Genomic DNA, 20,097 nt, shown 5'->3' on the forward strand with positions numbered 1-20,097 from the left:
GATGCGTGTGACTGTAGATCCACTGGGTCGGCAAGGTGGGGATGGTGGTCTTACGGTTTGGTGACGTCAGCCGGCGGCGTCCTTGAGGCGGGCTGTGTCGAGGACGGTGATGCGGCCTCGGGCGAGGCGGAGCATTCCCTGGTCGGCGTACTCGCGCAGCACCTTGGTGCAGGTTTCGCGGGAGGTTCCGGCAAGTGCGGCGAGCTGTTCGTGGGTGAGGGCGATCTGCGGGTGCCGGCCGCCGGGACGCAGCGGGCCGGCGGGGGGCTGGGCGGTGGTGAGGGTGGTGAGGGTGGTGGCGATGCGCTGTGCGACGGTTTTGAAGACGCTGTCGGACAGGCGCTGCTCCAGGTCGGAGAGGCGGCGGCCGAGGATCGCGGTGATCCGGGCGGCGATCCGCGGGTCGGTGAGCAGCAGACGGTTCACGTCGGCACGGCTCATCACGCAGACGGTGACATCGTCGAGGGCTTCGGCGTAATTGTCGTACATGTGCTGTCCGAGCAGAACCATCTCGCCGAAGATGGTGCCCGGGGTGATGATCGCCGTGGTGAGCGCGCGGCCGTCGGCGGAGACCCGAAAGACGCGGACCCGGCCGCGCTTGAGGATGAAAGCACCTCGCTGGGCTGAGACGGCGTGTAGAGGATTTCGCCTGCGCCGTATGTCTTCATCGGTGCCGCGGTGGCGATGGCCTCCATCTCCCGCTCGTTCAGGTCGCAGAAGATGTCGACCTCGGCCATGCACCAGGTCTTGTCGGCGTCCCCGGCGGCATCCGTACCGGCGTCGATCATGGCGTGTGTCTCCTCGCGTCGTCCCGGTGCCCAGGGCGGGGGCGCGGCGCCCCACGCCGGGCTGGCCAGCGCATCGGCGCTGTCGGCCAGACAGTAGGACACCGCCATGCCGTCGTCGTGCGTCCGGCGCTTGGCTGCCCCCGGCCTACGCCCCCTGAGGGCCGGGTATTGACGCGGGCGCCGGAGGGCTCATCCCCCGGCCGGGCCCGTGCGCGGCTTGCCCGCAGCCTGGGCGATCGCGGCGAACGTCACTCCGGCGAGCAGCCCGAACACCAGGTGCGCGCCGAGGCTGGAGCGGGTGACGGCGTTCCACTCGAATACCGGCATGCCCATGTTCGCGGGCATGATCCACAGCGCGCCGACGGTCCACCACACCGCGCCATAGACCAGGCCGAGGGCGGCGGCGGGTGCGAGGCGCAGGGCGTACTGCCCGAGCAACGCGCCGAAGGTGATACCGGCGAGGGTGGCGATGGCCAGGTGGATCAGCCAGCCCGCGAAGGTGTTGGTCGAACCGAGGAGCCCGGCGACCATGGTCATCATCGCGGTGTCCGTCATCGGCTTCGACACGGACATCCAGATGCCCATCCCGATCCCGCCGACCAGGCCGGCCGCGGCGCCCCATGCCGCATGGACCGGGATGGCTGCCGTTCTCGGCGAAATCTGCATGGTGGTGGTCATGGTGAGTGCCCCTCACATTCGATGATGACTGCTTTCGGCCTCGACGCTATGGCCGAGGGACGGGGCAGGTATGTGAGGGCGCTTACGTACCCGGCGGTAGATCACTGCGCTGTCAGGGGGATTTCACCGCGGTCAGCAGGGCGTAGCCGAGTGTGCCGTCGGCGACGGCGGTACGTGCCGCGTTCAGCACGACGGGGGCCGCGTCCAGGTCGAGGCCGGCGCCGGCGAGCTTCGCGGGTGCGGTGATGCGCATCAGGTTCAGCCTCGCCTCGATCTGGTCGATCACGCGGAGCATGGCCGCATCGTGGCGCTCGGTGGTGTGGGTGCGCAGTCCGGCACCGGCCAGGATGTCGGCGTGTTGACCTCGATGAGCCCCAGGCAGGCGTGCTGCTTGTGCTCCGGGCACAGCCCGCAGTCGCTCGGGCAGCCGTCGCGCACCTCGGTCTGGAAGGTCAGCGGGATCGTGCCGGGTTGTTGAACCGCGCGGAGGACATGTACTCCTCCGCGTCCCCGTACACCAGTGCCTCGAACTCGCCGTGATCGCGACAGCGCTTGCGCAGGTAGACCTTGCTGTCACGGATGTTGACCTGGGCGTCGACGGGCGTCTTGCACAGTGGGCAGATCGACTTGGTGAACTCTACGAACACTTCGTCGCGGTCCGCCTTGCGCCGTGGCGCAGATGCCCGGGTCATCTCGGTCCTCCATTCGAATGCGACCGTGTTCCGTGAGGTGGCCGACGGATCGCGTGTCCCTGGCGGTGCGTCAGGGAATCGCAGGGTTGCTCATGCGGGTCAGCGGATGTCTCGACGCTTCGGGGCGTCGTCACCGCTCCGTACGTGGCTATCGGGGTGGTGGGCGCCCTGGGGGCGCGGTTCGGGCGGGCAGCAGTCCTCGGGCACGGCGCCACGTCGGCGGCCGGCCCGGCAGCGCAATACGTACCCGACAGCCATGACCGCCACCACCGCGGCGACAGAGATCAGCCACGGGTTACGCAGCGCTCCGCCGACGGCACCGAGCGCCCCGGCCCCCACCAGCAGCGGTCCGGCGCAGCACAGCACCATCAGGAGCCCGGCGGCGACGAGTCCGACCCCACCGGAACGTCCACGCGATCCGGACATCACGTACCACCTCCTCGGACCCGCTCGTGGCCGGCCCCGGCAGGCGCGGGCGAGACCCCGCGGGCCGCGCGGAGCAGGAGCCCCGCGTAGAACAGCAGCAATGCGTCCTGGATGAGGACGAACCAGCTCAGCGGCTGAGGCAGGTAGATCCCGAAGCAGCCGCAGTTGGCCACCGTGAGCCCGCGCGCGTACGCCTGGACGGCCAGAAGCGCCCACACCACCGCGACACCAGTGAACACCCACACCGGGGCCATCGCGCGGGACCGCGGGCGAGCCAGAAACCACACCCCGCACACCAGCTCGCCCACGATCAATGCCACGGCGAGCACGGTCGCAGCCGAACCGGCGACCAGGCCGTACCCAGCCAGAATCCCGGGCATCTGCGAGAAGGACGCCAGCTGCCCGGCCGCCATCGCGACGAACAGCGCGCCCAGCACGATCCGCAGCAGCATGCTCCGCACGCTACGCCCGGAGCCGGGCCGGGAACTGTAAGCGCGCTCACCGAACAACCGCCCTGCGGCGCGGGACGATGGTGGGGACCGTGGGGACCGTGTTCCGAAGCGGGTGATGCACGGTGAACGGTCAGCAGCGTCCCAGGCAGCAACGCCGGCAAGCCGTGAAGGGCGCCGGGGTGATCGGGGGCGTCGTCGTCCTGCTCGTGGGCGGCGGCGTCATCGGCTGGCAGGCCGTCTCGGACCGCCCGTCCGATCCGGTTGCGGTTGTGCAGCCGGGTCAGGATCCGTCGCTGGAACGGCATCCCCCTCGATCGACCGGCCGCGGTTCGTGTCGCAGGGTGACGCCGGATTCCTGGCGGACGACGAGCCGGTGTTCGGGTTGGAGTACCTGCTGCTCGCCGCAGTCGTGGCCGCGCTGGTCGGCTGCAACGTGGCGGTCGCGGGGCCGGCGGCGCGCCAGGCGGCCTCCTGCCGGCGCCCCGGAGGCCGCGCCGGACATACGCGGCTGCTCGGCGTGCTCCCGGCGTTCCTTATCGGCTTCGCCTGCTGCGTGCCCACCGTGCTGCTCGTCTTCGGCACCGGCACCGCCGCCGCACTGCTGCCGGTACTGCTCCCGCTGCGCCCCTTGTTCTATCCGCTCACGCTGGTGACGCTCATCGTCACCTTGGTCTGGGGGACCTCCCGGATCGACGCGCCCGCTCACCGGCCGGGCTGATCGCGCCCGGACGGCGGCGGCAGCCAGCAGAAGACCGCACACCTGAGCGCCCGGACCAGCCAGTCACCCACCCGATCCCGCAGCGAGGGCGAGCCGACGGCAGCGGCGGGCTCGGCTGTGTCCACGGCAGGCACGGTCAGATCAGCCGGCAGCGGGCCCAGCCCTGCCCCCGTGCGACCGTCCACGACCCGGTCCTCGGATGCGCTGTCGCCGAGTCGGCCCCCGCCGGGTGGCGCCGCGAGGCGCTCGACGGCATGCTCCCGTTCGGCGTGACCGATGCGCGGTGAGGACATGACGGACCTCCTCCCTCCACCCTATGCCCGCCGCGCCGGTGCCCCCGCGTGGAGGCGGATACGCGTACGTGCGCGACGAAAGGCTGGCTGACGTGCGTGTATCCGAGCTGACCGACAGCCGCGCGTGTGGCGGTGACGACGAGCTTCGCTCCGGCCTGGCGCCGGGCAGAGCGGCCGGGACATCCGGCGGCTGCCCGACGCGGCCAGTGACGACAGGGGTGGCCGGTGAGGTGGGGGCCACGCCGTGGCGCACGTCGGAGCCCATGCGCTCACCCCCTGAGCGGGCGGCCGGCCCGCCGCTCGGCCTCCTGCTTGACCGTGGCGAGCGATGCCGTGACGGTCGCCTCCCAGCGGGCGGCCACCTTCGCGCCCCACCACGCCCCGGCCCGCCACAAGTCGGTGCCGAGCTCCCCCTCGTACACCAGGCGGGTCCCCGCGGCCTCTTCGGCCAGGGTGAAGGATTCGACGACGTGCGGTACCGGTCCGCGCACCGGGCGGAAGTCGACCCGCTCGGGCCGGGTGAACCGGACCGTCTCCACGGTGACGGCCTTCCACCGGCCTCCCAGGGGTGTGTAGTGGGCTGCGAGCACCATGTCACTGCCGCGCTCCAGCACCCGGACCTTCTCCCGCATCGCCCTCGTCGTCCGGCCCAGGTACGGCAGGGCGATCACGTCGGAGACGACCTCCCGAGGGGCTGCGATGTCCACCGTCAGCGGCCCGAGCCGCCGCATGCGCCTGCCCACCCCCAGGTCAACGGGGAGCGCGCCGGAGACCAGCCCTGCGTAGCCGCCGAGGGCGACGGCCGCGGCGGACGCGGTCCAGGCCGCCGCCCGGGCAGCTCGCCGGCCGGTCACGGTGCGGGCTCCGGCTCGCCCTCGACCCGTACCCCCTGCCAGAACGCGACATGGTTCTTGATCTTGCGCGCGAGGGGGCTGGGGCGCGGGTAGTACCAGGCCGCGTTCGGGTTGACCTGCCCGTCGACAGTGACTGAGTAGTAGCGGGCGAGCCCCTTCCAGAAGCACAGCGACCGAGAGCGGCTCTCGGTGAAGTACTGGCGGTGCAGCGACTCCGGCGGAAAGTAGTGGTTGCCTTCGACGATCACGGTGCGCGGCGCCTCCGCGATCACCGTTCTGTTCCATACAGCGCGAAGCATGGCCCTGCTCCTCACCGTGCCCGTGCCGGGACCTTCCCCGCGCTGCTCACGCTATGCGCGGTCGGCGGGATGGTTCAGTGACGGTGCTCACCGTTCACCGCGTCACGTGCGCGCACGGCGAGCATCGAGCGGATCTCGGCAAGCGTGAGCCGGCAACGACGGCGATGCCGGCCTGGGTGCTGACGGCGACGGCAGGGAGCGGGGTACTGAGTACCCCGCTCCGGCAATCGCGTCGGATCAGGAGGCGTTGGTCCCGAGCTCAGCCCGGACCTCCCGGGCCGCCGCAACGAGGTTCCCCAGGGAGGCCCGGGTTTCCGGCCAGCCGCGGGTCTTCAGGCCGCAGTCCGGGTTGACCCAGAGCCGTTCGGCCGGAATCGCTTCGAGCCCCTTGCGCAATAGGGCTGCTGCTTCCTCGGCACTGGGGACGCGCGGGGAATGGATGTCGTACACGCCGGGGCCGGCCTCGCGGGGGTAACCGTGGGCGGCCAGTTCGCGTGCGACCTGCATGTGGGAGCGGGCTGCCTCCAGGCTGATGACGTCGGCATCGAGGTCGTCGATGGCTTGGACGATGTCGCCGAACTCGGCGTAGCACATGTGCGTGTGGATCTGGGTGTCCGGGCGTACGCCGCTGGTGGTGAGGCGGAAGGCTTCCGTGGCCCAGGCCAGATACGCGGCGTGGTCGGCGGTTCGAAGCGGCAAGGTCTCGCGCAGCGCGGGCTCGTCGACCTGGATGACCGAGCTTCCCGACGCTTCCAGATCGTTGACCTCGTCGCGCAGGGCAAGGGCGACTTGACGGGCTGTCTCACCGAGCGGCTGGTCGTCGCGGACGAAGGACCAGGCGAGCATGGTGACGGGGCCAGTGAGCATGCCCTTGACCGGGCGCTCGGTGAGGGACTGTGCGTAGGAGGTCCAGCGGACCGTCATGGGCTCGGGGCGGGAGATGTCTCCGGCGAGGATCGGCGGGCGGACGTAACGGGTCCCGTACGACTGGACCCAGCCGTGCTGGGTGGCGAGGTAGCCGGTGAGCTGTTCGGCGAAGTACTGCACCATGTCGTTGCGTTCGGGCTCGCCGTGCACAAGGACGTCGAGACCGATCTTCTCCTGAAAGGAGAGGACCTCTCGGATCTCGGCCTCGATGCGCTCCTCGTAGCCCGCCGTGTCGATCCGGCCGGCCCGTAGATCGGCGCGGGCGGTGCGCAGTTCGGTGGTCTGCGGGAACGAGCCGATGGTCGTGGTGGGCAGGAGTGGCAGCCCGAGGTGGGTGCGCTGAGCGATGGCCCGCTCGGGGTACTGCTGGGAGCGGCGGCCGTCCGTATCGGATACTGCGGCTGCCCGGGCGCGCACCGACGGGTCCCGGGTGATCGCCGAGCCCGCCCTGGAGGCCAGATCGGCCCGGTTGGCGGCCAGTTCCGCCGCGATGGTGTCCGTGCCCTGCGCAAGGCCGCGCGCGAGGACCACGATCTCGGTGGTCTTCTGCCGGGCGAAGGCGAGCCAGCGGGCGATCTGCGGATCGATGTCGTGCTCGGCGGTGGCGTCAAGCGGGACGTGCAGCAGCGAGCAGGAAGCGGCGACGTCGACCTGGTCGGCCAGGCCCAGCAGGGTGCCCAGCGTGGAGAGGGACTTCTTGAAGTCGTTGATCCAGACATTACGACCGTTGACCACCCCGGCGACCAGGCGCTTGCCCGGCAACCCGCCGGCCGCGGCCAGGTCGTCGAGGTTCGCGCCCGCCGCCTCGGTGAAGTCCAGTGCGAGGCCGTCCACCGGAGCCTTGGCCAGCACGGGCAGGGCGTCGCCGAGCCGGCCGAAGTAGGAGGCGATCAACAGCTTGGGCCGGTCGGTGAGGGCTCCGAGGTCACGGTAGGCGCGCTCGGCGGCGTTCAGTTCGGCCGGGGTGCGGTCCTGCACGAGCGCGGGTTCGTCGAGCTGCACCCACTCCGCTCCGGCGGCCCTCACCTCGGCCAGCACCTCGGCGTACACCGGCAGCAACCGGTCCAGCAGCGTCAGCGGCTCGAAGTCCGCGGCGACCCCGGGCGCGGGCTTGGCCAGCAGAAGGTAGGTGACCGGACCGACCAGCACCGGCCGGGCGGTGTGGCCGAGCGCGAGCGCTTCCTTCAGCTCTGCCACCTGCTTGGTGGAGTCTGCCGTGAAGACGGTGTCCGGGCCCAGTTCCGGCACAAGGTAGTGGTAGTTGGTGTCGAACCACTTGGTCATCTCCAGCGGCGCCACGTCCTGGGTGCCGCGTGCCATCGCGAAGTAGCCCGCCAGGGAGCCTGCCTCGACAGCGGTACGGTGGCGGGCGGGGATCGCGCCGACCATCACCGTGGTGTCCAGGACGTGGTCGTAGTACGAGAAGTCGCCGGTCGGGACCTCGTGGATGCCTGCTTCGGTGAGCTGCTGCCAGTTGGCACGGCGCAGTCCTGCGGCCGTTTCCCGGAGGGCGTCTGCGGTGACGAGGCCCTTCCAGTAGCCCTCGATTGCCTTCTTCAGTTCCCGGTTCTGGCCGTGGCGGGGGTAGCCGTACACGGTGGCCCGTGCTGCCGCGGATGCGGGCTTGCTGGTCACGGAACTCTCCTTCGCGAGTGTGTCTCCTGTGGAACCCGGCGACGGGCCAAGAACGCGAAGGGGTGACGAACCGGACGGAACGGTCTCGCGCCGTGGGCGCTGCCGTCCGTCTCGTGTGTGTCGCCGACCCGCCCTCGAGGTCACCGGGATCTCCGCACGCGATCGGTCGCGCACGGGCAACGGGCAGGTCTTCGGACTCGCGGGCACGTCTGCCGGTCTCCCGGCGGACTCCTACTGGCCGTCGCTTCCCAGTCCCGGACGGGTCCAGTGCGTATGACGGCGGTCGTTCCCGCTCACCGCTGCGGGGCAGTCCCGGATTTCCACCGGGTTCCCTCTTACGACGCCTCCTGCCTGGCGGACAGGGCGAACCAGCTGCACCTGCCACCCTATGTCCTGTCCGGCCTGCCTGGCTCGCGGGCCCTGGCACGCACGCTCGACCCCGCTCCCTGATCCGGCCTGATCGACCGGACAGGACCTAGACGGAGCAGCTCGAGCGCGGGCGCAGGGTTCACATCCCGGACGGCGAGGTGGGAGGCGCGGCCCGGAGGCGTACACGGCAGGGCGCGCAGCAGCTCACTCCGACTGCTCCGCGCCCTGCTCTCCACAGCAGCCGCATGGGCCCCTCAGCCCCCGGCCGCGGACCGGGGCCCCTCAGCCCTGGTCGTACGTGTGGAATCCCCGGCCGCTCTTGCGGCCCAGCAGTCCCGCCTCCACCATCCGCTGGAGCAGCGGAGGCGGGGCGTAGAGGGGTTCCTTGAACTCGTCGTAGAGGGATTCGGCGATGGAGGCCACCGTGTCGAGGCCGATCAGGTCCGCCAGCTTCAGCGGCCCCATGGGGTGTGCGCAGCCCAGCTCCATGCCCGCGTCCACGTCGGCGGCTGTGGCGAAGCCGGACTCCGCCATCCGGATCGCCGACAGCAGGTAGGGAATCAGCAGGGCGTTGACCACGAAACCGGCCCGGTCCTGGGAGCGCACCACGGTCTTGCCGAGGGTGTCGCGGGCGAAGCCTTCGACAGCGGTCACGGTGTCCGGCGCGGTGTGCAGGGACGCGACGATCTCGACGAGCGGCAGGACGGGTACCGGGTTGAAGAAGTGCAGGCCCACGACGCGGTCGGCACGGTTCGTCGCCATGCCGAGGCGCATGATCGGGATGGATGAGGTGTTGGTGGCCAAAATCGCCTCCGGATCCTCGACGACCTTGTCGAGGGCGGTGAAGATCTCGGTCTTCGCGTCGGCGTTCTCCACCACGGCCTCGACGACGCACTGCCGGTCGGCCAGATCGTCGAGGCTGCTGGTGAAGACCAGTCGCGCCAGGGCGTCCTCGGCGGACAGACAGTCCAGCTTTCCTCGCTGGACAGCGCGTTCAAGGGAGACCGCCACCCGTTCCCGGGCCCCGCGAGCCGCGGTGGCGTCCGCCTCGCAGACCACCGTGTCCAGCCCGGCGCGGGCGCAGACCTCGGCGATACCGGCGCCCATCTGACCGCCGCCGACAACGCCGACCCTGGTGATGGACCGCTTCATGACCGCACCCCCGATCGGCGGACGAGAAAGCGCGCGTACGCGTCTGCGGTGAAGAACGCCGGCAAGTCCTTGGCCATGGCCGTGCGTTCGAAGATGGCACGGGCGTCGTCCACCCGGGCCCAGGGGTACTCCGCGCCCAGGGCGGCGAACTCGTCCTCCAGCAGCTCGGCCACCGTGTCGCGCCCGACAAGACCGTGGCGTATCCACTGCCAGATCTGGCAGCGGGCGATCTCGGCGGTGGCCGCGTCCTCCATCAGCCCGTACAGGGCGACGGCACCGCTGCCGCGCAGCCAGGCATCGAAGTAGCGCAGGGCTACTGCGATGTTGGCGCGGACACCCTCGGGTGTCGGCGGGCCGGCGGTGCGGCGGACGGCAACGAGGTCCGCCGCGCTCACCTCGACGTCGTCGCGGGTGCGCTCGATCTGGTGGGGCCGGTCGGCAAGCACGCTGTCGAAGACGCTCCTGCAAACGGGCACGAGGCCGGGGTGGGCGACCCAGGAGCCGTCGAAGCCGTCCTCGGCCTCGCGTTCCTTGTCCAGCCGCACCATGGCGAGCGCCGCTTCGTTGACCTGCGCGTCTCGGCTGGGGACGTGGGCGGCCATGCCGCCGATGGCGTGGGCGCCCCGCTTGTGGCAGGTGCGCACGAGGAGTTCGGTGTAGGCGCGCATGAACGGCGCGGTCATGGTGACCTTGGCACGGTCGGGGAGGACGAAGTCGGGGCGGTGGCCGAGGTTCTTGATCAGGCTGAAGAGATAGTCCCAGCGCCCGGCGTTGAGTCCCGCGCTGTGCTCCCGCAGCTCGTAGAGGATCTCTTCCATCTCGAACGCGGCGGTGATCGTCTCGATCAGGACGGTGGCCCGAATCGTTCCGCGGGGGATCCCGAGCAGGTCCTGTGCGAGGACGAAGACGTCGTTCCACAGGCGGGCTTCGTAGCGGTTCTCCAGCTTGGGGAGGTAGAAGTACGGGCCGTGTCCGGCGTCGATCTGCCGCCTGGCGCAGTGGAAGAAGTACAGGCCGAAGTCGACGAGCGGGGCGGGAACGGGCCGGTCGTCGATGACGAGGTGCTTCTCCGTGAGATGCCAGCCGCGTGGGCGGACCATGATGGTCGCCAGGTCCTCGCCGAGCCGGTACTGCTTGCCCTCCGGCGTGGTGAAGTCGATGCGGCGCTCAATGGCGTCGAGCAGGTTGAGCTGGCCGCCGATGATGTTGTCCCAGGTGGGCGAGGTGGCGTCCTCGAAGTCCGCCATCCATACCGCCGCACCGGAATTGAGGGCGTTGACGGTCATCCGCCGCTCGGGCGGGCCGGTGATCTCCACACGGCGGTCGGACAGGCCGGGCGCCGGGGGCGCGACCCGCCAGTCAGGGTCGTTGCGGACACCGGCGGTGACGATGGAGAAGTCGAGCGGGGTTCCGGCGGCGATCCTGTCGGCGCAGCGGCGTCGCTCGGCGAGCAGTGCGAAGCGCCGGCCTGCGAAGGCCGCGTCGAGGCGGCCGATGAATTCCAGCGCCGCGGGGGTGAGTATCTCGTCGAAGCGGTCGCCCGGTGCGCCGAGGACCTGGATCGTGCTGGTCAGAGCAGTGGTGGACATGCAGGTCTCCTCAGCGGAGCGGTCAGGACCGGACAGAGACGGTCGTCGGCCCTCAGCTGGACACGGGGTGACTGGGCGGGGAGGGCGAGCCGGGAGCTGAGGCCCCGGCTCACCCCCGGCGCTGCTCAGTGGAACTGCTCTTCCTCGGTGGAGCCGGTCAGCGCCGTGGTCGAGGAGGCGGGGTTGACGGCGGTGGAGACCAGATCGAAGTAGCCGGTGCCGACCTCGCGCTGGTGTCTGACGGCGGTGAAGCCGTACTGCTGGGCGGCGAACTCGCGCTCCTGCAGGTCGACGTAGGCGGTCATGCCGTGCTCGGCGTAGCCGCGGGCGAGGTCGAACATGCCGTGGTTGAGCGAGTGGAATCCGGCCAGGGTGATGAACTGGAACCGGTAGCCCATGGCGCCCAGCTCCCGCTGGAACTTGGCGATCTGGTCGTCGTCCAGGGCCGCCTTCCAGTTGAAGGACGGCGAGCAGTTGTACGCCAGCATCTGGTCGGGGTACTGGGCGTGGATCGCCTCGGCGAACTCCCGGGCCTGGGCCAGGTCCGGGGTGCCGGTCTCGACCCAGATCAGGTCGGCGTACGGCGCGTAGGCGAGGCCGCGGGCGATGACCGGCGCCATGCCGTTCTGCACCCGGTAGAAGCCCTCGGCGGTGCGCTCCCCCGTGACGAACTGGGCGTCGCGCTCGTCGACATCGCTGGTGATCAGGTTCGCGGCGAGGGCGTCCGTACGGGCAACGATGACGGTCGGGACAGCGGCAATGTCGGCGGCGAGACGGGCCGCGTTGAGGGTACGGATGTGCTGCGAGGTCGGGACGAGGACCTTGCCGCCCAGATGCCCGCATTTCTTCTCGGAAGCCAGCTGGTCCTCATAGTGGATGCCCGCGGCGCCTGCGGCGATCATTGCCTTGGTCAGCTCGAAGGCGTTGAGCGGTCCGCCGAACCCCGCCTCCGCATCGGCGACGATCGGCGCCAGCCAGTCCGTCGTGTCCGCGCCGCCTTCGGCCGTGGCGATCTGGTCGGCGCGCAACAGCGCGTTGTTGATGCGGCGCACCACCTGCGGCACCGAGTTGACGGGGTACAGGCTCTGGTCGGGGTAGGTGTGGCCGGCCTGGTTGGCGTCGGCGGCCACCTGCCAGCCGGACAGATAGATGGCCTGCAGGCCCGCCCGAACCTGCTGCACGGCCTGACCGCCGGTCAGGGCGCCGAGCGCGTGGATGTAGTCCTGCTCGTGCAGCTGTCGCCACAGCCGCTCGGCGCCGCGCCGGGCCAGCGTGTGCTCCTCACGGACGCTCCCCGACAGCCGCACGACCTCCTCCGCGCTGTGGGTGCGCTCTATGCCCTTCCACCTAGGGTCTGTCGCCCATTGCTGTGCCAGCTCTTCGGCCGTCACCGTCGTCGTCCCTGCCTGCGCCATGACCGTCTCCCGGAGTCGCGTGAAATCACACGGTTCTTGTGAAGTATGCGTAGGGGTCATTGAGTGACGCCCCCTTGGTGCGGCCCGCCGCCCTCCCGGTGTGTGAAGCGGTGAGCAATGCGCCCGGGACTGCCGGGCCGGATGCCGAACGGACGATGTCAGGGCATGAAATCGTGCTCGGAGTTCCGACTCGTTCGCCAGGTCCGGCGGGCCGCACTCAGACTCTGACAGTGGCACCGAGTGCCATCAAGCGTGGCCTTCTGCTAACTTCTGCGAATCTTCACTCGCCGGTTTGCCAAGGTTGCGAAGATCTACGGGACGCCCCGTGCGACTACGCTGTGGGCGACGGAAGGGGCCCGGATGAGCAAGACATACGCGGGTGCGCGGCTGCGGCGGTTGCGTGAGGAACGGCGCATGAGCCAGGCCGAGCTGGCCCGCGTCCTGGCGATCTCGCCCAGCTACCTCAATCAGATGGAGCATGACTCCCGGCCCCTCACCGTGCCGGTGCTGCTGAGGCTGACCGAGGCGTTCGGTGTGGACCCCGGGTTCTTCTCGGAGCGTGACACCAGCAGACTCGTGGCCGATCTGCGAGAAGTGCTCGCGAACGAGGTCACCGCCGCCCGGGTGTCGCCGTCCGACCTTGCTGAACTGGCGTCCCGTATGCCGGCCGTGGCTGCCGTCCTGCTCGATCTCGGACGGCGTAGCCACGCCCTGGCAGAGCGGCTGGCCGAAGCGGCCGAGAGCCGCGGCAACGAGGACCCCTCCCTGCCGCGCTCCCCTCACGAGGAGATCCGCGAGTTCTTCTACCGGCGGCAGAACTACCTGCATGACACCGACCTCGCCGCGGAGGAACTGGCCCGTGACGTCGGCGTCCGCCCCGGTGAAGTGGTGCGGGCACTCGCCGCGCGCCTGGTCGAGCGGCACCAAGTGCGCCTGGCCACGGGCTCCGGCCGGCTACATCACTTCGACCCCGCCGCCCGGGTCCTGCGTCTGTCCAACCGGCTGCGCCCCGGCCAGCAGGCGTTCCGCATGGCCACCCAGCTCGCCCTGCTCGAGTTCGGCGACCGGCTGTCCTCGCTCGCATCGGAGGACTACGAGGAGGGCTCGGCCACCTGGTCGCTTGCCAGGATCGGTGTGGCGAACTATTTCGCCGCGGCACTGATCCTGCCGTACAGCGCCTTCCACACGGCCGCGGAGGAGGTCCGCTACGACGTCGAGCGGCTCACCGACCGTTTCGGCCTCGGCTACGAGACCGTCTGCCACCGCCTCAGCACCCTCCAGCGGCCCCGGCTGCGCGGGGTGCCGTTCTCCTTCGTACGGGTCGACCGGGCCGGCAACATGTCCAAGCGCCAGTCCGCCACCGGCTTCCACTTCTCCCGCGCCGGCGGCACCTGTCCCCTGTGGAACGTGTACGAGGCGTTCGCCGCCCCCGGCCGCATCCATGTCCAGGTCGCCGCCATGCCCGACGGACAGCGCTACCTGTGGACCGCCCGAGCCGTCACCCGCCACCGCGGAGGCTGGGGCGAGCCGGGCAAGACGTTCGCCATCGGCCTCGGCTGCGAGGTCCGCCACGCCTCCCGGCTCGTCTATTCCGACGGGCTCGACCTCGACAACACCTCGGCCGCCACGCCCATCGGCATGGGCTGCCGTATCTGCGAGCGCCTCGACTGCCCGCAACGCGCCGTGCCGCCCCTCGGCCGCGCACTCACCATCGACGAGAACAGCAGCACCTTCGTGCCCTATCCCGTCGCGGACGCGCCGGACCGAGAACCCTGGCGCTCGAGCACTGCGCGCCCCTCGTCACGCGCGTAGTGCAGCCTCCCCCAGGGCCGTGGCAGTTCGGCAGGGACCTGCCGCAGGCGATTCACATCACGTGCGTCGACTATGCGTCAAGATATCGCGCACATAGCGCACACGGCACGAACCTGCACGTCAGGACCGCTTTTCCGCAGGCTCAAGGATCGCCACGCACTCCACGTGATGCGTCATCGGGAAGAGGTCGAACGCGCGCAGGGTGCGCGGCTTGTAGCCGCCCTCACGAAAGTACGCCAGGTCGCGCGCCAGCGCCGCCGGGTCGCAGGCGACGTACGCGATCCGGCGGGCGCCCAGTCCCGTCAGGTGCCTTACCGTCTGCTTGCCCGCGCCGGCCCTCGGCGGGTCCAGGACGATCAGGTCGGCCTCGGTGATCTTGGTGCGCGGCAGGACCTGCTCGACCTTGCCCTGCTCGATGCGTACACGTTCCAGGTCCTGGAGGTTGTGCCGGGCGTCCTCGACGGCGCGCTTGGTGGACTCGATCCCGAGCACCGCGCCGGTGTCCCCGACGCGCTCCGCGATGGCGCCCGCGAACAGGCCCACACCGCAGTACAGGTCGAGGGCCATCTCGCCCTTGCGCGGCATCAGCCCCTGCATCACGGCCTGCACCAGTACGTCGGCGGCCTGCGGGTGCACCTGCCAGAAGCCGCCCATGCCCACGCGGTACGTACGGCCGTCGGCGCGCTCACGTACGAAGGGGCGCCCGTGCACCCGGTGCACCCCGCCGTCCCGCTCCTCCACCCGCAGCACGGAGACCGGCTTGTCCAGCTCGACGAGGGGCAGCCGGCCGCCCGGCTGCGGGGTGAGGATGACCTGCCGGTCACCCGACCCGCTGGCGGCGATCGCCTCGACCGTCGCCATCTGCGGCCACTCGCGCTTCTCGATGCCGAGCTCCGACACACCTTCGGCGGCGATCATGCAGTGCTCGATCGGCTCGACGTCGTGCGAGCGGTGCTTGCGCAGCCCGGCGCGCCCGTCGGCGTCGATCGCGTACTGCACGCGCGTGCGCCAGGCCGGCACCACACCCGCGGGCACCTTGTCGCCGGGTGCTGGGACGACCGTGCCGTCCCAGCCGGCCTCCTCCGGCGTGAGGCCCGCCAGGCGCTTCAGCTGCTCGGCGATCACCTCGCCCTTGAGCCGGCGCTGGGCGCCGGGCTTGGCATGCTGCCAGTCGCAGCCACCGCACTTGCCCGGTCCGGCGTACGGACAAGGCGCCTCGACCCGGTCCTTGGACGCTTCGAGGACGGTGACGGCGTCGGCGCGCAGGAACCGGGAGTCCTCCTCGCCCTCGGTGACCTTGGCGACGACCCTCTCGCCGGGCAGTGCGTGCCGTACGAACAGCACGCGGCCCTCTTCGGTACGGGCGATGCAGTGGCCGCCGTGCGCGACGGGGCCGACCTCGACCTCGTACTCATCCCCCACCAGTGACGCCTTCGGTTCGCTCTGCATGGTGGGGTGACTCCAGGGTCTGAGGGTGAAAGGTCTGAGGGTGAAAAGGAACGGCCGGACAACAGCCCACCAGTCTACGTGGGCGTGGTCCGGCCGTTCACCACCTGAACGCAGGGCCTCAGCTCTTGGCGCTGGGCTCCTTGGGCCGCTGGTCCACGGGACCGCGGCGCACCGACCCGGGAGCGTTCCACTCCTGGCGCTTCTTGGCCCGCTTCTTCGCCAGCTCGGAGGACTCCAGCTGGTACGGCACCGAGGTCACCATGACGCCCGGAGTGAAGAGCAGCCGGCCCTTGAGCCGCAGCGCGCTCTGGTTGTGCAACAGGTGCTCGTACCAGTGGCCGACCACGTACTCCGGGATGTAGACACTGACCGCGTCGCGCGGGTTGTCGGTGCGCAGCCCCTTCACGTACTCGACGACCGGCCGCGTGATCTCGCGGTACGGCGAGTCGAGGATCTTCAGCGGCACATTGATGCCGCGCCGCTCCCACTCGTCCTTGAGCGCCTTGGTCTCGGCCGGGTCGACGCTGATGCTGAGGGCCTCCAGCGTGTCGGAGCGGGTCAGCTTGGCGAACGCGAGTGCGCGCAGCGTCGGCTTGTGGACCTTGGAGACCAGGACGATGGAGCGGACGCGGGAGGGCCGCACGCTGTCGTCGGACGGGCCTTCGGCGGCGGCGATCTCGTCGGCGACCCGGTCGTAGTGCTTACGGATCGCGCTCATCGTCGCGTAGAAGATCACCATGCCCAGCAGGGCGACCCAGGCGCCGTGGGTGAACTTGGTGGCGAGGACGACCACCAGCACCAGGCCGGTGAAGAAAGCGCCGAAGGTGTTGATCGCGCGGGAGCGGATCATGCGGCGGCGCGCGGCCGGGTCGCGCTCGGTCTTCAGGTGCCGGTTCCAGTGCCGGACCATGCCGGTCTGGCTGAGCGTGAAGGACACGAAGACGCCGACGATGTAGAGCTGGATCAGCTTCGTCGAGTCGGCCCCGTACACCCAGACCAGCAGCATGGCCGCGCCCGCCAGCAGCACAATGCCGTTGGAGAAGGTCAGCCGGTCGCCGCGGGTGTGCAGCTGGCGCGGCAGGTAGCGGTCCTGCGCCAGGATCGAGCCGAGCAGCGGGAAGCCGTTGTACGCGGTGTTGGCGGCCAGGAAGAGGACCAGCGCGGTGGCCGCGGCGAGCAGCACGAAGAAGAAGGTGCCGTCGCCGAAGACGGCGGCCGCGACCTGCGAGATCACCGGGTCCTGGACGTACTCGCTACCGACGGGAGTGCCGTTCTGCAGCAGGTCGTGGGCAGGGTTCTCGGCCATCTTCACATTCGTGGCCATGGCCAGGCCGATGATGCCGCAGAACATGGTGACGGCGAAGGCGCCCATGAGAAGCAGGGTGGTGGCGGCGTTCTTGCTCTTCGGCTTGCGGAAGGCGGGGACGCCGTTGCTGATCGCCTCGACGCCGGTGAGCGCCGCACAGCCGGAGGAGAAGGCCCGCAGGAGCAGGAAGACCAGCGCGATGCCGGCGAGGCCCTGTTCCTCGGCCTTGATGGTGAAGTCGGCGGTCGGGGCCTTCATGGTCTCGTCGAGGACGAGGCCCTGGAAGGCGCCCCAGGCGACCATGATGAAGACGCCCGCGACGAAGACATAAGTCGGGATCGCGAAGAGCTTGCCCGACTCCTTCACGCCGCGCAGGTTCATCAGCGTCAGCAGAACGATGATCCCGATGGCGCAGGCGACCTTGTGCTCCACGACGAAGGGGATGGCGGAGCCGAGGTTCTCGACTCCGGAGGAGATCGACACGGCGACCGTGAGGACGTAGTCGACGAGCAGGGCGCTGGCGACGGTGAGGCCGGCCTTGGGCCCGAGGTTGGTGTTGGCGACCTCGTAGTCGCCGCCACCGCTCGGGTACGCGTGCACGTTCTGCCGGTACGAAGCCACAACGGTGAACATCAGCACGACGACCGCAGCCGCGATCCACGGGCTGAAGTGGTAGGCCGACACACCCGCGATGGAGAGCACGAGGAGGACTTCCCCGGGCGCGTACGCCACAGAGGAGAGCGGGTCGGACGCAAAGACGGGGAGTGCGATGCGCTTGGGCAGGAGGGTTTCTCCCAGGCGGTCGCTGCGCAGGGCCCGGCCGATCAGGATCCGTTTGGGCACGTCGGTCAGTTTGGACACGCAGAGGATCGTATGCGTTCGATATGAACGGCGCCCACCCACCACCCCCCAGGCGCTGCGGAATCTCGCGCTCGTACAGCACTCGCACAATGCTGTACGGCACTCGCACAGCACAAGGGGTCCCGGGTGCGACCGCGCATGTGTAGCTTTGGCGACGGTCTGAGACCCTGTTAAACCTGAGCACGATTTGGGCCAGAACTATTGACAGCCGGAAGGACGGGCGTGCACATCGTCATCATGGGCTGCGGAAGAGTGGGTTCCGCTCTCGCGCAGACCCTGGAGAAGCAGGGCCACACGGTCGCTGTCGTCGACCAGGACCCCACCGCCTTCCGCCGGCTGGGCTCGGGCTTCGGCGGCCGTCGGGTCACCGGAGTCGGCTTCGACCAGGACACGCTGCGGGAGGCCGGCATCGAGGACGCCGGCGCCTTCGCCGCCGTGAGCAGCGGTGACAACTCCAACATCATCGCGGCCCGGGTGGCCCGCGAGATGTTCGGTGTCGAGAACGTCGCGGCCCGGATCTACGACCCCCGCCGCGCCGAGGTCTACCAGCGCCTCGGCATTCCGACGGTCGCCACCGTCCGCTGGACGGCCGACCAGATGCTGCGTCGGCTGCTGCCGTCCGGCTCCGAGCCGCTGTGGCGCGACCCGAGCGGCGGGGTGCAGCTCGCCGAGGTGCACACCTCCTCCGCCTGGGTCGGTCACAAGATCAGCAAGCTCCAGGACGAGACAGGCGTACGCGTCGCCTTCCTCACCCGGCTGGGCGAGGCGATGCTGCCCACGTCCCAGACTGTGCTGCAGGAGGGCGACCTGGTGCACGTGATGATGCGCAGCGACGAGATCGAGAAGGTCGAGGCGGCGTTCGCCGAAGGGCCCGAGGAGGCACACGCATGAGGGTCGCGATCGCCGGGGCCGGTGCGGTGGGCCGTTCCATCGCGGGCGAACTGCTCGAGAACGGGCACGAGGTCCTGCTCATCGACAAGGCGCCGACCGCCATCTCGGTGGAGCGGGTGCCGCAGGCCGAGTGGCTGCTGGCCGACGCCTGTGAGATCACCTCGCTGGACGAGGCCGCGCTGCAGCGCTGCAATGTCGTGATCGCGGCGACCGGCGACGACAAGGTGAACCTGGTCGTGTCGCTGCTCGCCAAGACCGAGTACGGGGTGCCGCGGGTCGTGGCCCGGGTGAACAACCCCAAGAACGAGTGGCTGTTCAACGAGTCCTGGGGCGTCGATGTGGCCGTCTCCACGCCGCGTCTGATGTCCGCCCTGGTCGAGGAGGCGGTGAGCGTCGGCGATCTCGTACGGCTGCTGCGCTTCAGCCATGGCGACGCCAACCTCGTCGAGCTGACCCTGCCGCCCGAGTCGGCCCTGGCAGGCACCCAGATCGGCGATGTTGCCTGGCCCGAGGACACCTCGCTGGTCACCATCATCCGCGGCAGCCGGGTGCTCACGCCGCACGGCGAGGAGACCCTGGAGCCGGGCGACGAGCTGCTGTTCGTGGCCGCCCAGGCACGCGAGGAGCAGCTGGAGGACCTGCTGTCGGTCCGCCGCGTCGACACCTCGGGCTGAGGCCCGTACGCATCTACGCAAGAAGGGCCCGGGAAACCTGACGGTTTCCCGGGCCCTTCGGGCTTGCGAGGTCTCAGACCTCGCCGCGCGAGGCAGCGGCCTTGCGCTCTTTCTCGGCCTTCTCCTGCACCTCCACCTCGGCGAAGACGTCGATGGGCGGCGGTGCCTTGGCCAGGAAGACCCAGGTGAGGTAGACCGCCAGCAGGAACGGCGGGATCTTGAGCGCGACGAGCACCCAGCCGAGGTGTTCGGTGTCGGCCCACCAGTAGAGCGGGAAGAGGATCGCGCACTTGGTGAGCAGGATCAGGCCCCAGGCCCAGCTGGCCTTGGTGTATGCCTTCTTGCGGCCCGGGTTCCGGGTGCGCCAGGAGAGGTTCTCCTTGAAGACCGGGCCCAGGATCAGCCCGATCAGCGGGACGCCCGCGATCGAGGTGATGATGTACGCGAGTGCAAGGCCGAGGGTGTAGAGCATGCCCGGCAGGTAGAAGTCCTTGGCGTTGCCGGTCATCATCGCGAAGACCACACCGAAGGCGACCCCGAAGACGCCGCTGAACGCGTGCTTGACGGTGTCCTTCCTGACCAGCCGGACGGCGACGAGCAGCAGGGAGACCGTCAGGGCCGCGATGGCCGAGACATGCAGGTCCTTGTTGACCGTGAAGATCGTCACGAACAACAGACCGGGGAGGACGGTCTCCACCATGCCCCGGACCCCGCCGAAGGCCTCGAACAGCGCAGCTTCGGTCACGGCCCTCGCCTCGCCCTCGCTCTCACCCTCGCTGTCCTGTCCGGTCGTGGTCGGCTTGTCAAGAGACGTCAC

General features: G+C 69.9%; 20 protein-coding genes and 1 riboswitch. Of the genes, 4 read left to right on the forward strand and 16 right to left on the reverse strand.

Going from position 1 to position 20,097, the window contains the following annotated elements; translation table 11 throughout:
• Positions 1 to 66: 66 nt before the first annotated feature.
• The 6 genes from NLX86_RS10385 to NLX86_RS10410 form a co-directional block, all read right to left on the reverse strand.
• Positions 67 to 843 (reverse strand): Crp/Fnr family transcriptional regulator, encoded by a 777-nt coding sequence (locus tag NLX86_RS10385; RefSeq protein ID WP_308409571.1) that lies wholly within the window; start codon positions 841 to 843, stop codon positions 67 to 69.
• Positions 844 to 977: 134 nt separating this feature from the next.
• Positions 978 to 1,466 (reverse strand): hypothetical protein, encoded by a 489-nt coding sequence (locus NLX86_RS10390; protein ID WP_254371334.1) that lies wholly within the window; start codon positions 1,464 to 1,466, stop codon positions 978 to 980.
• A gap of 112 nt (positions 1,467 to 1,578) precedes the next feature.
• Positions 1,579 to 1,761, reverse strand: a complete 183-nt coding sequence (locus tag NLX86_RS10395) for a hypothetical protein (RefSeq protein ID WP_254371335.1) — start codon at positions 1,759 to 1,761, stop codon at positions 1,579 to 1,581.
• A gap of 157 nt (positions 1,762 to 1,918) precedes the next feature.
• Positions 1,919 to 2,158 carry a hypothetical protein gene (locus NLX86_RS10400; protein ID WP_254371336.1) on the reverse strand — a complete coding sequence of 80 codons (240 nt, stop codon included), beginning with the start codon at positions 2,156 to 2,158 and terminating at the stop codon, positions 1,919 to 1,921.
• Between the two features lie 99 nt (positions 2,159 to 2,257).
• Positions 2,258 to 2,584 (reverse strand): hypothetical protein, encoded by a 327-nt coding sequence (locus tag NLX86_RS10405; protein ID WP_254371337.1) that lies wholly within the window; start codon positions 2,582 to 2,584, stop codon positions 2,258 to 2,260.
• Positions 2,584 to 3,036 carry a MauE/DoxX family redox-associated membrane protein gene (locus NLX86_RS10410; RefSeq protein WP_254371338.1) on the reverse strand — a complete coding sequence of 151 codons (453 nt, stop codon included), beginning with the start codon at positions 3,034 to 3,036 and terminating at the stop codon, positions 2,584 to 2,586. Before NLX86_RS10410 ends, NLX86_RS10405 begins: the two co-directional genes overlap by 1 nt.
• Before the next feature lie 331 nt (positions 3,037 to 3,367).
• Here NLX86_RS10410 and NLX86_RS10415 point away from each other — a divergent pair, with 331 nt between their 5' ends.
• Positions 3,368 to 3,754: a hypothetical protein gene (locus NLX86_RS10415; RefSeq protein ID WP_254371339.1), complete on the forward strand. Its 387-nt coding sequence runs from the start codon at positions 3,368 to 3,370 to the stop codon at positions 3,752 to 3,754.
• Here NLX86_RS10415 and NLX86_RS10420 read toward each other — a convergent pair.
• The 7 genes from NLX86_RS10420 to aceA all read right to left on the reverse strand — a co-directional run bounded on the left by NLX86_RS10420 (position 3,739) and on the right by aceA (position 12,287).
• Positions 3,739 to 4,047, reverse strand: a complete 309-nt coding sequence (locus NLX86_RS10420) for a DUF1707 domain-containing protein (protein WP_254371340.1) — start codon at positions 4,045 to 4,047, stop codon at positions 3,739 to 3,741. The genes NLX86_RS10415 and NLX86_RS10420 overlap by 16 nt on opposite strands.
• A 269-nt stretch (positions 4,048 to 4,316) precedes the next feature.
• Complete coding sequence (locus tag NLX86_RS10425) at positions 4,317 to 4,901, reverse strand: SRPBCC family protein (protein ID WP_254371341.1); 585 nt, start codon at positions 4,899 to 4,901, stop codon at positions 4,317 to 4,319.
• Entirely contained in the window at positions 4,898 to 5,200 is a 303-nt protein-coding gene (locus tag NLX86_RS10430) for a DUF427 domain-containing protein (protein WP_254371342.1), read from the reverse strand. The genes NLX86_RS10425 and NLX86_RS10430 overlap by 4 nt, the downstream gene beginning before the upstream one ends.
• A gap of 237 nt (positions 5,201 to 5,437) precedes the next feature.
• Entirely contained in the window at positions 5,438 to 7,762 is a 2,325-nt protein-coding gene (gene metE, locus NLX86_RS10435; protein ID WP_254371343.1) for a 5-methyltetrahydropteroyltriglutamate--homocysteine S-methyltransferase, read from the reverse strand.
• 164 nt (positions 7,763 to 7,926) lie between these two features.
• A riboswitch (cobalamin riboswitch) is annotated at positions 7,927 to 8,150 on the reverse strand.
• A 263-nt stretch (positions 8,151 to 8,413) separates the two neighbouring features.
• A complete protein-coding gene (locus NLX86_RS10440) occupies positions 8,414 to 9,283 on the reverse strand; it encodes a 3-hydroxybutyryl-CoA dehydrogenase (protein ID WP_254371344.1) in 870 nt (289 codons plus the stop codon).
• Positions 9,280 to 10,872 (reverse strand): malate synthase A, encoded by a 1,593-nt coding sequence (aceB, locus tag NLX86_RS10445; RefSeq protein ID WP_254371345.1) that lies wholly within the window; start codon positions 10,870 to 10,872, stop codon positions 9,280 to 9,282. The genes NLX86_RS10440 and aceB overlap by 4 nt, the downstream gene beginning before the upstream one ends.
• Before the next feature lie 125 nt (positions 10,873 to 10,997).
• Complete coding sequence (gene aceA, locus NLX86_RS10450) at positions 10,998 to 12,287, reverse strand: isocitrate lyase (protein WP_254371346.1); 1,290 nt, start codon at positions 12,285 to 12,287, stop codon at positions 10,998 to 11,000.
• 360 nt (positions 12,288 to 12,647) lie between these two features.
• On the opposite strand from aceA, the gene NLX86_RS10455 reads away from it, so the two are divergent.
• Entirely contained in the window at positions 12,648 to 14,099 is a 1,452-nt protein-coding gene (locus tag NLX86_RS10455; RefSeq protein ID WP_254371347.1) for a short-chain fatty acyl-CoA regulator family protein, read from the forward strand.
• A gap of 120 nt (positions 14,100 to 14,219) precedes the next feature.
• Here the strand turns inward: NLX86_RS10455 and NLX86_RS10460 are convergent, their stop codons facing one another.
• Together NLX86_RS10460 and NLX86_RS10465 are read right to left on the reverse strand one after the other, a co-directional pair.
• Positions 14,220 to 15,548, reverse strand: a complete 1,329-nt coding sequence (locus NLX86_RS10460) for a class I SAM-dependent RNA methyltransferase (protein ID WP_254371348.1) — start codon at positions 15,546 to 15,548, stop codon at positions 14,220 to 14,222.
• 118 nt (positions 15,549 to 15,666) lie between these two features.
• Positions 15,667 to 17,715, reverse strand: a complete 2,049-nt coding sequence (locus NLX86_RS10465; RefSeq protein WP_254371349.1) for an APC family permease — start codon at positions 17,713 to 17,715, stop codon at positions 15,667 to 15,669.
• A 222-nt stretch (positions 17,716 to 17,937) separates the two neighbouring features.
• Between NLX86_RS10465 and NLX86_RS10470 the strand changes: the two genes are divergently transcribed.
• Together NLX86_RS10470 and NLX86_RS10475 are read left to right on the forward strand one after the other, a co-directional pair.
• The gene (locus tag NLX86_RS10470) at positions 17,938 to 18,606 is read left to right on the forward strand and encodes a TrkA family potassium uptake protein (protein WP_254371350.1); all 669 of its coding nucleotides are present in this window, start codon (positions 17,938 to 17,940) and stop codon (positions 18,604 to 18,606) included.
• Positions 18,603 to 19,280 (forward strand): TrkA family potassium uptake protein, encoded by a 678-nt coding sequence (locus tag NLX86_RS10475; RefSeq protein ID WP_254371351.1) that lies wholly within the window; start codon positions 18,603 to 18,605, stop codon positions 19,278 to 19,280. Before NLX86_RS10470 ends, NLX86_RS10475 begins: the two co-directional genes overlap by 4 nt.
• Positions 19,281 to 19,353: 73 nt before the next feature.
• Here the strand turns inward: NLX86_RS10475 and NLX86_RS10480 are convergent, their stop codons facing one another.
• A complete protein-coding gene (locus NLX86_RS10480; protein ID WP_254371352.1) occupies positions 19,354 to 20,097 on the reverse strand; it encodes a DUF3159 domain-containing protein in 744 nt (247 codons plus the stop codon).

The sequence above is a fragment of the Streptomyces sp. A3M-1-3 genome, from assembly GCF_024213665.1.
Lineage (GTDB): Bacteria > Actinomycetota > Actinomycetes > Streptomycetales > Streptomycetaceae > Streptomyces.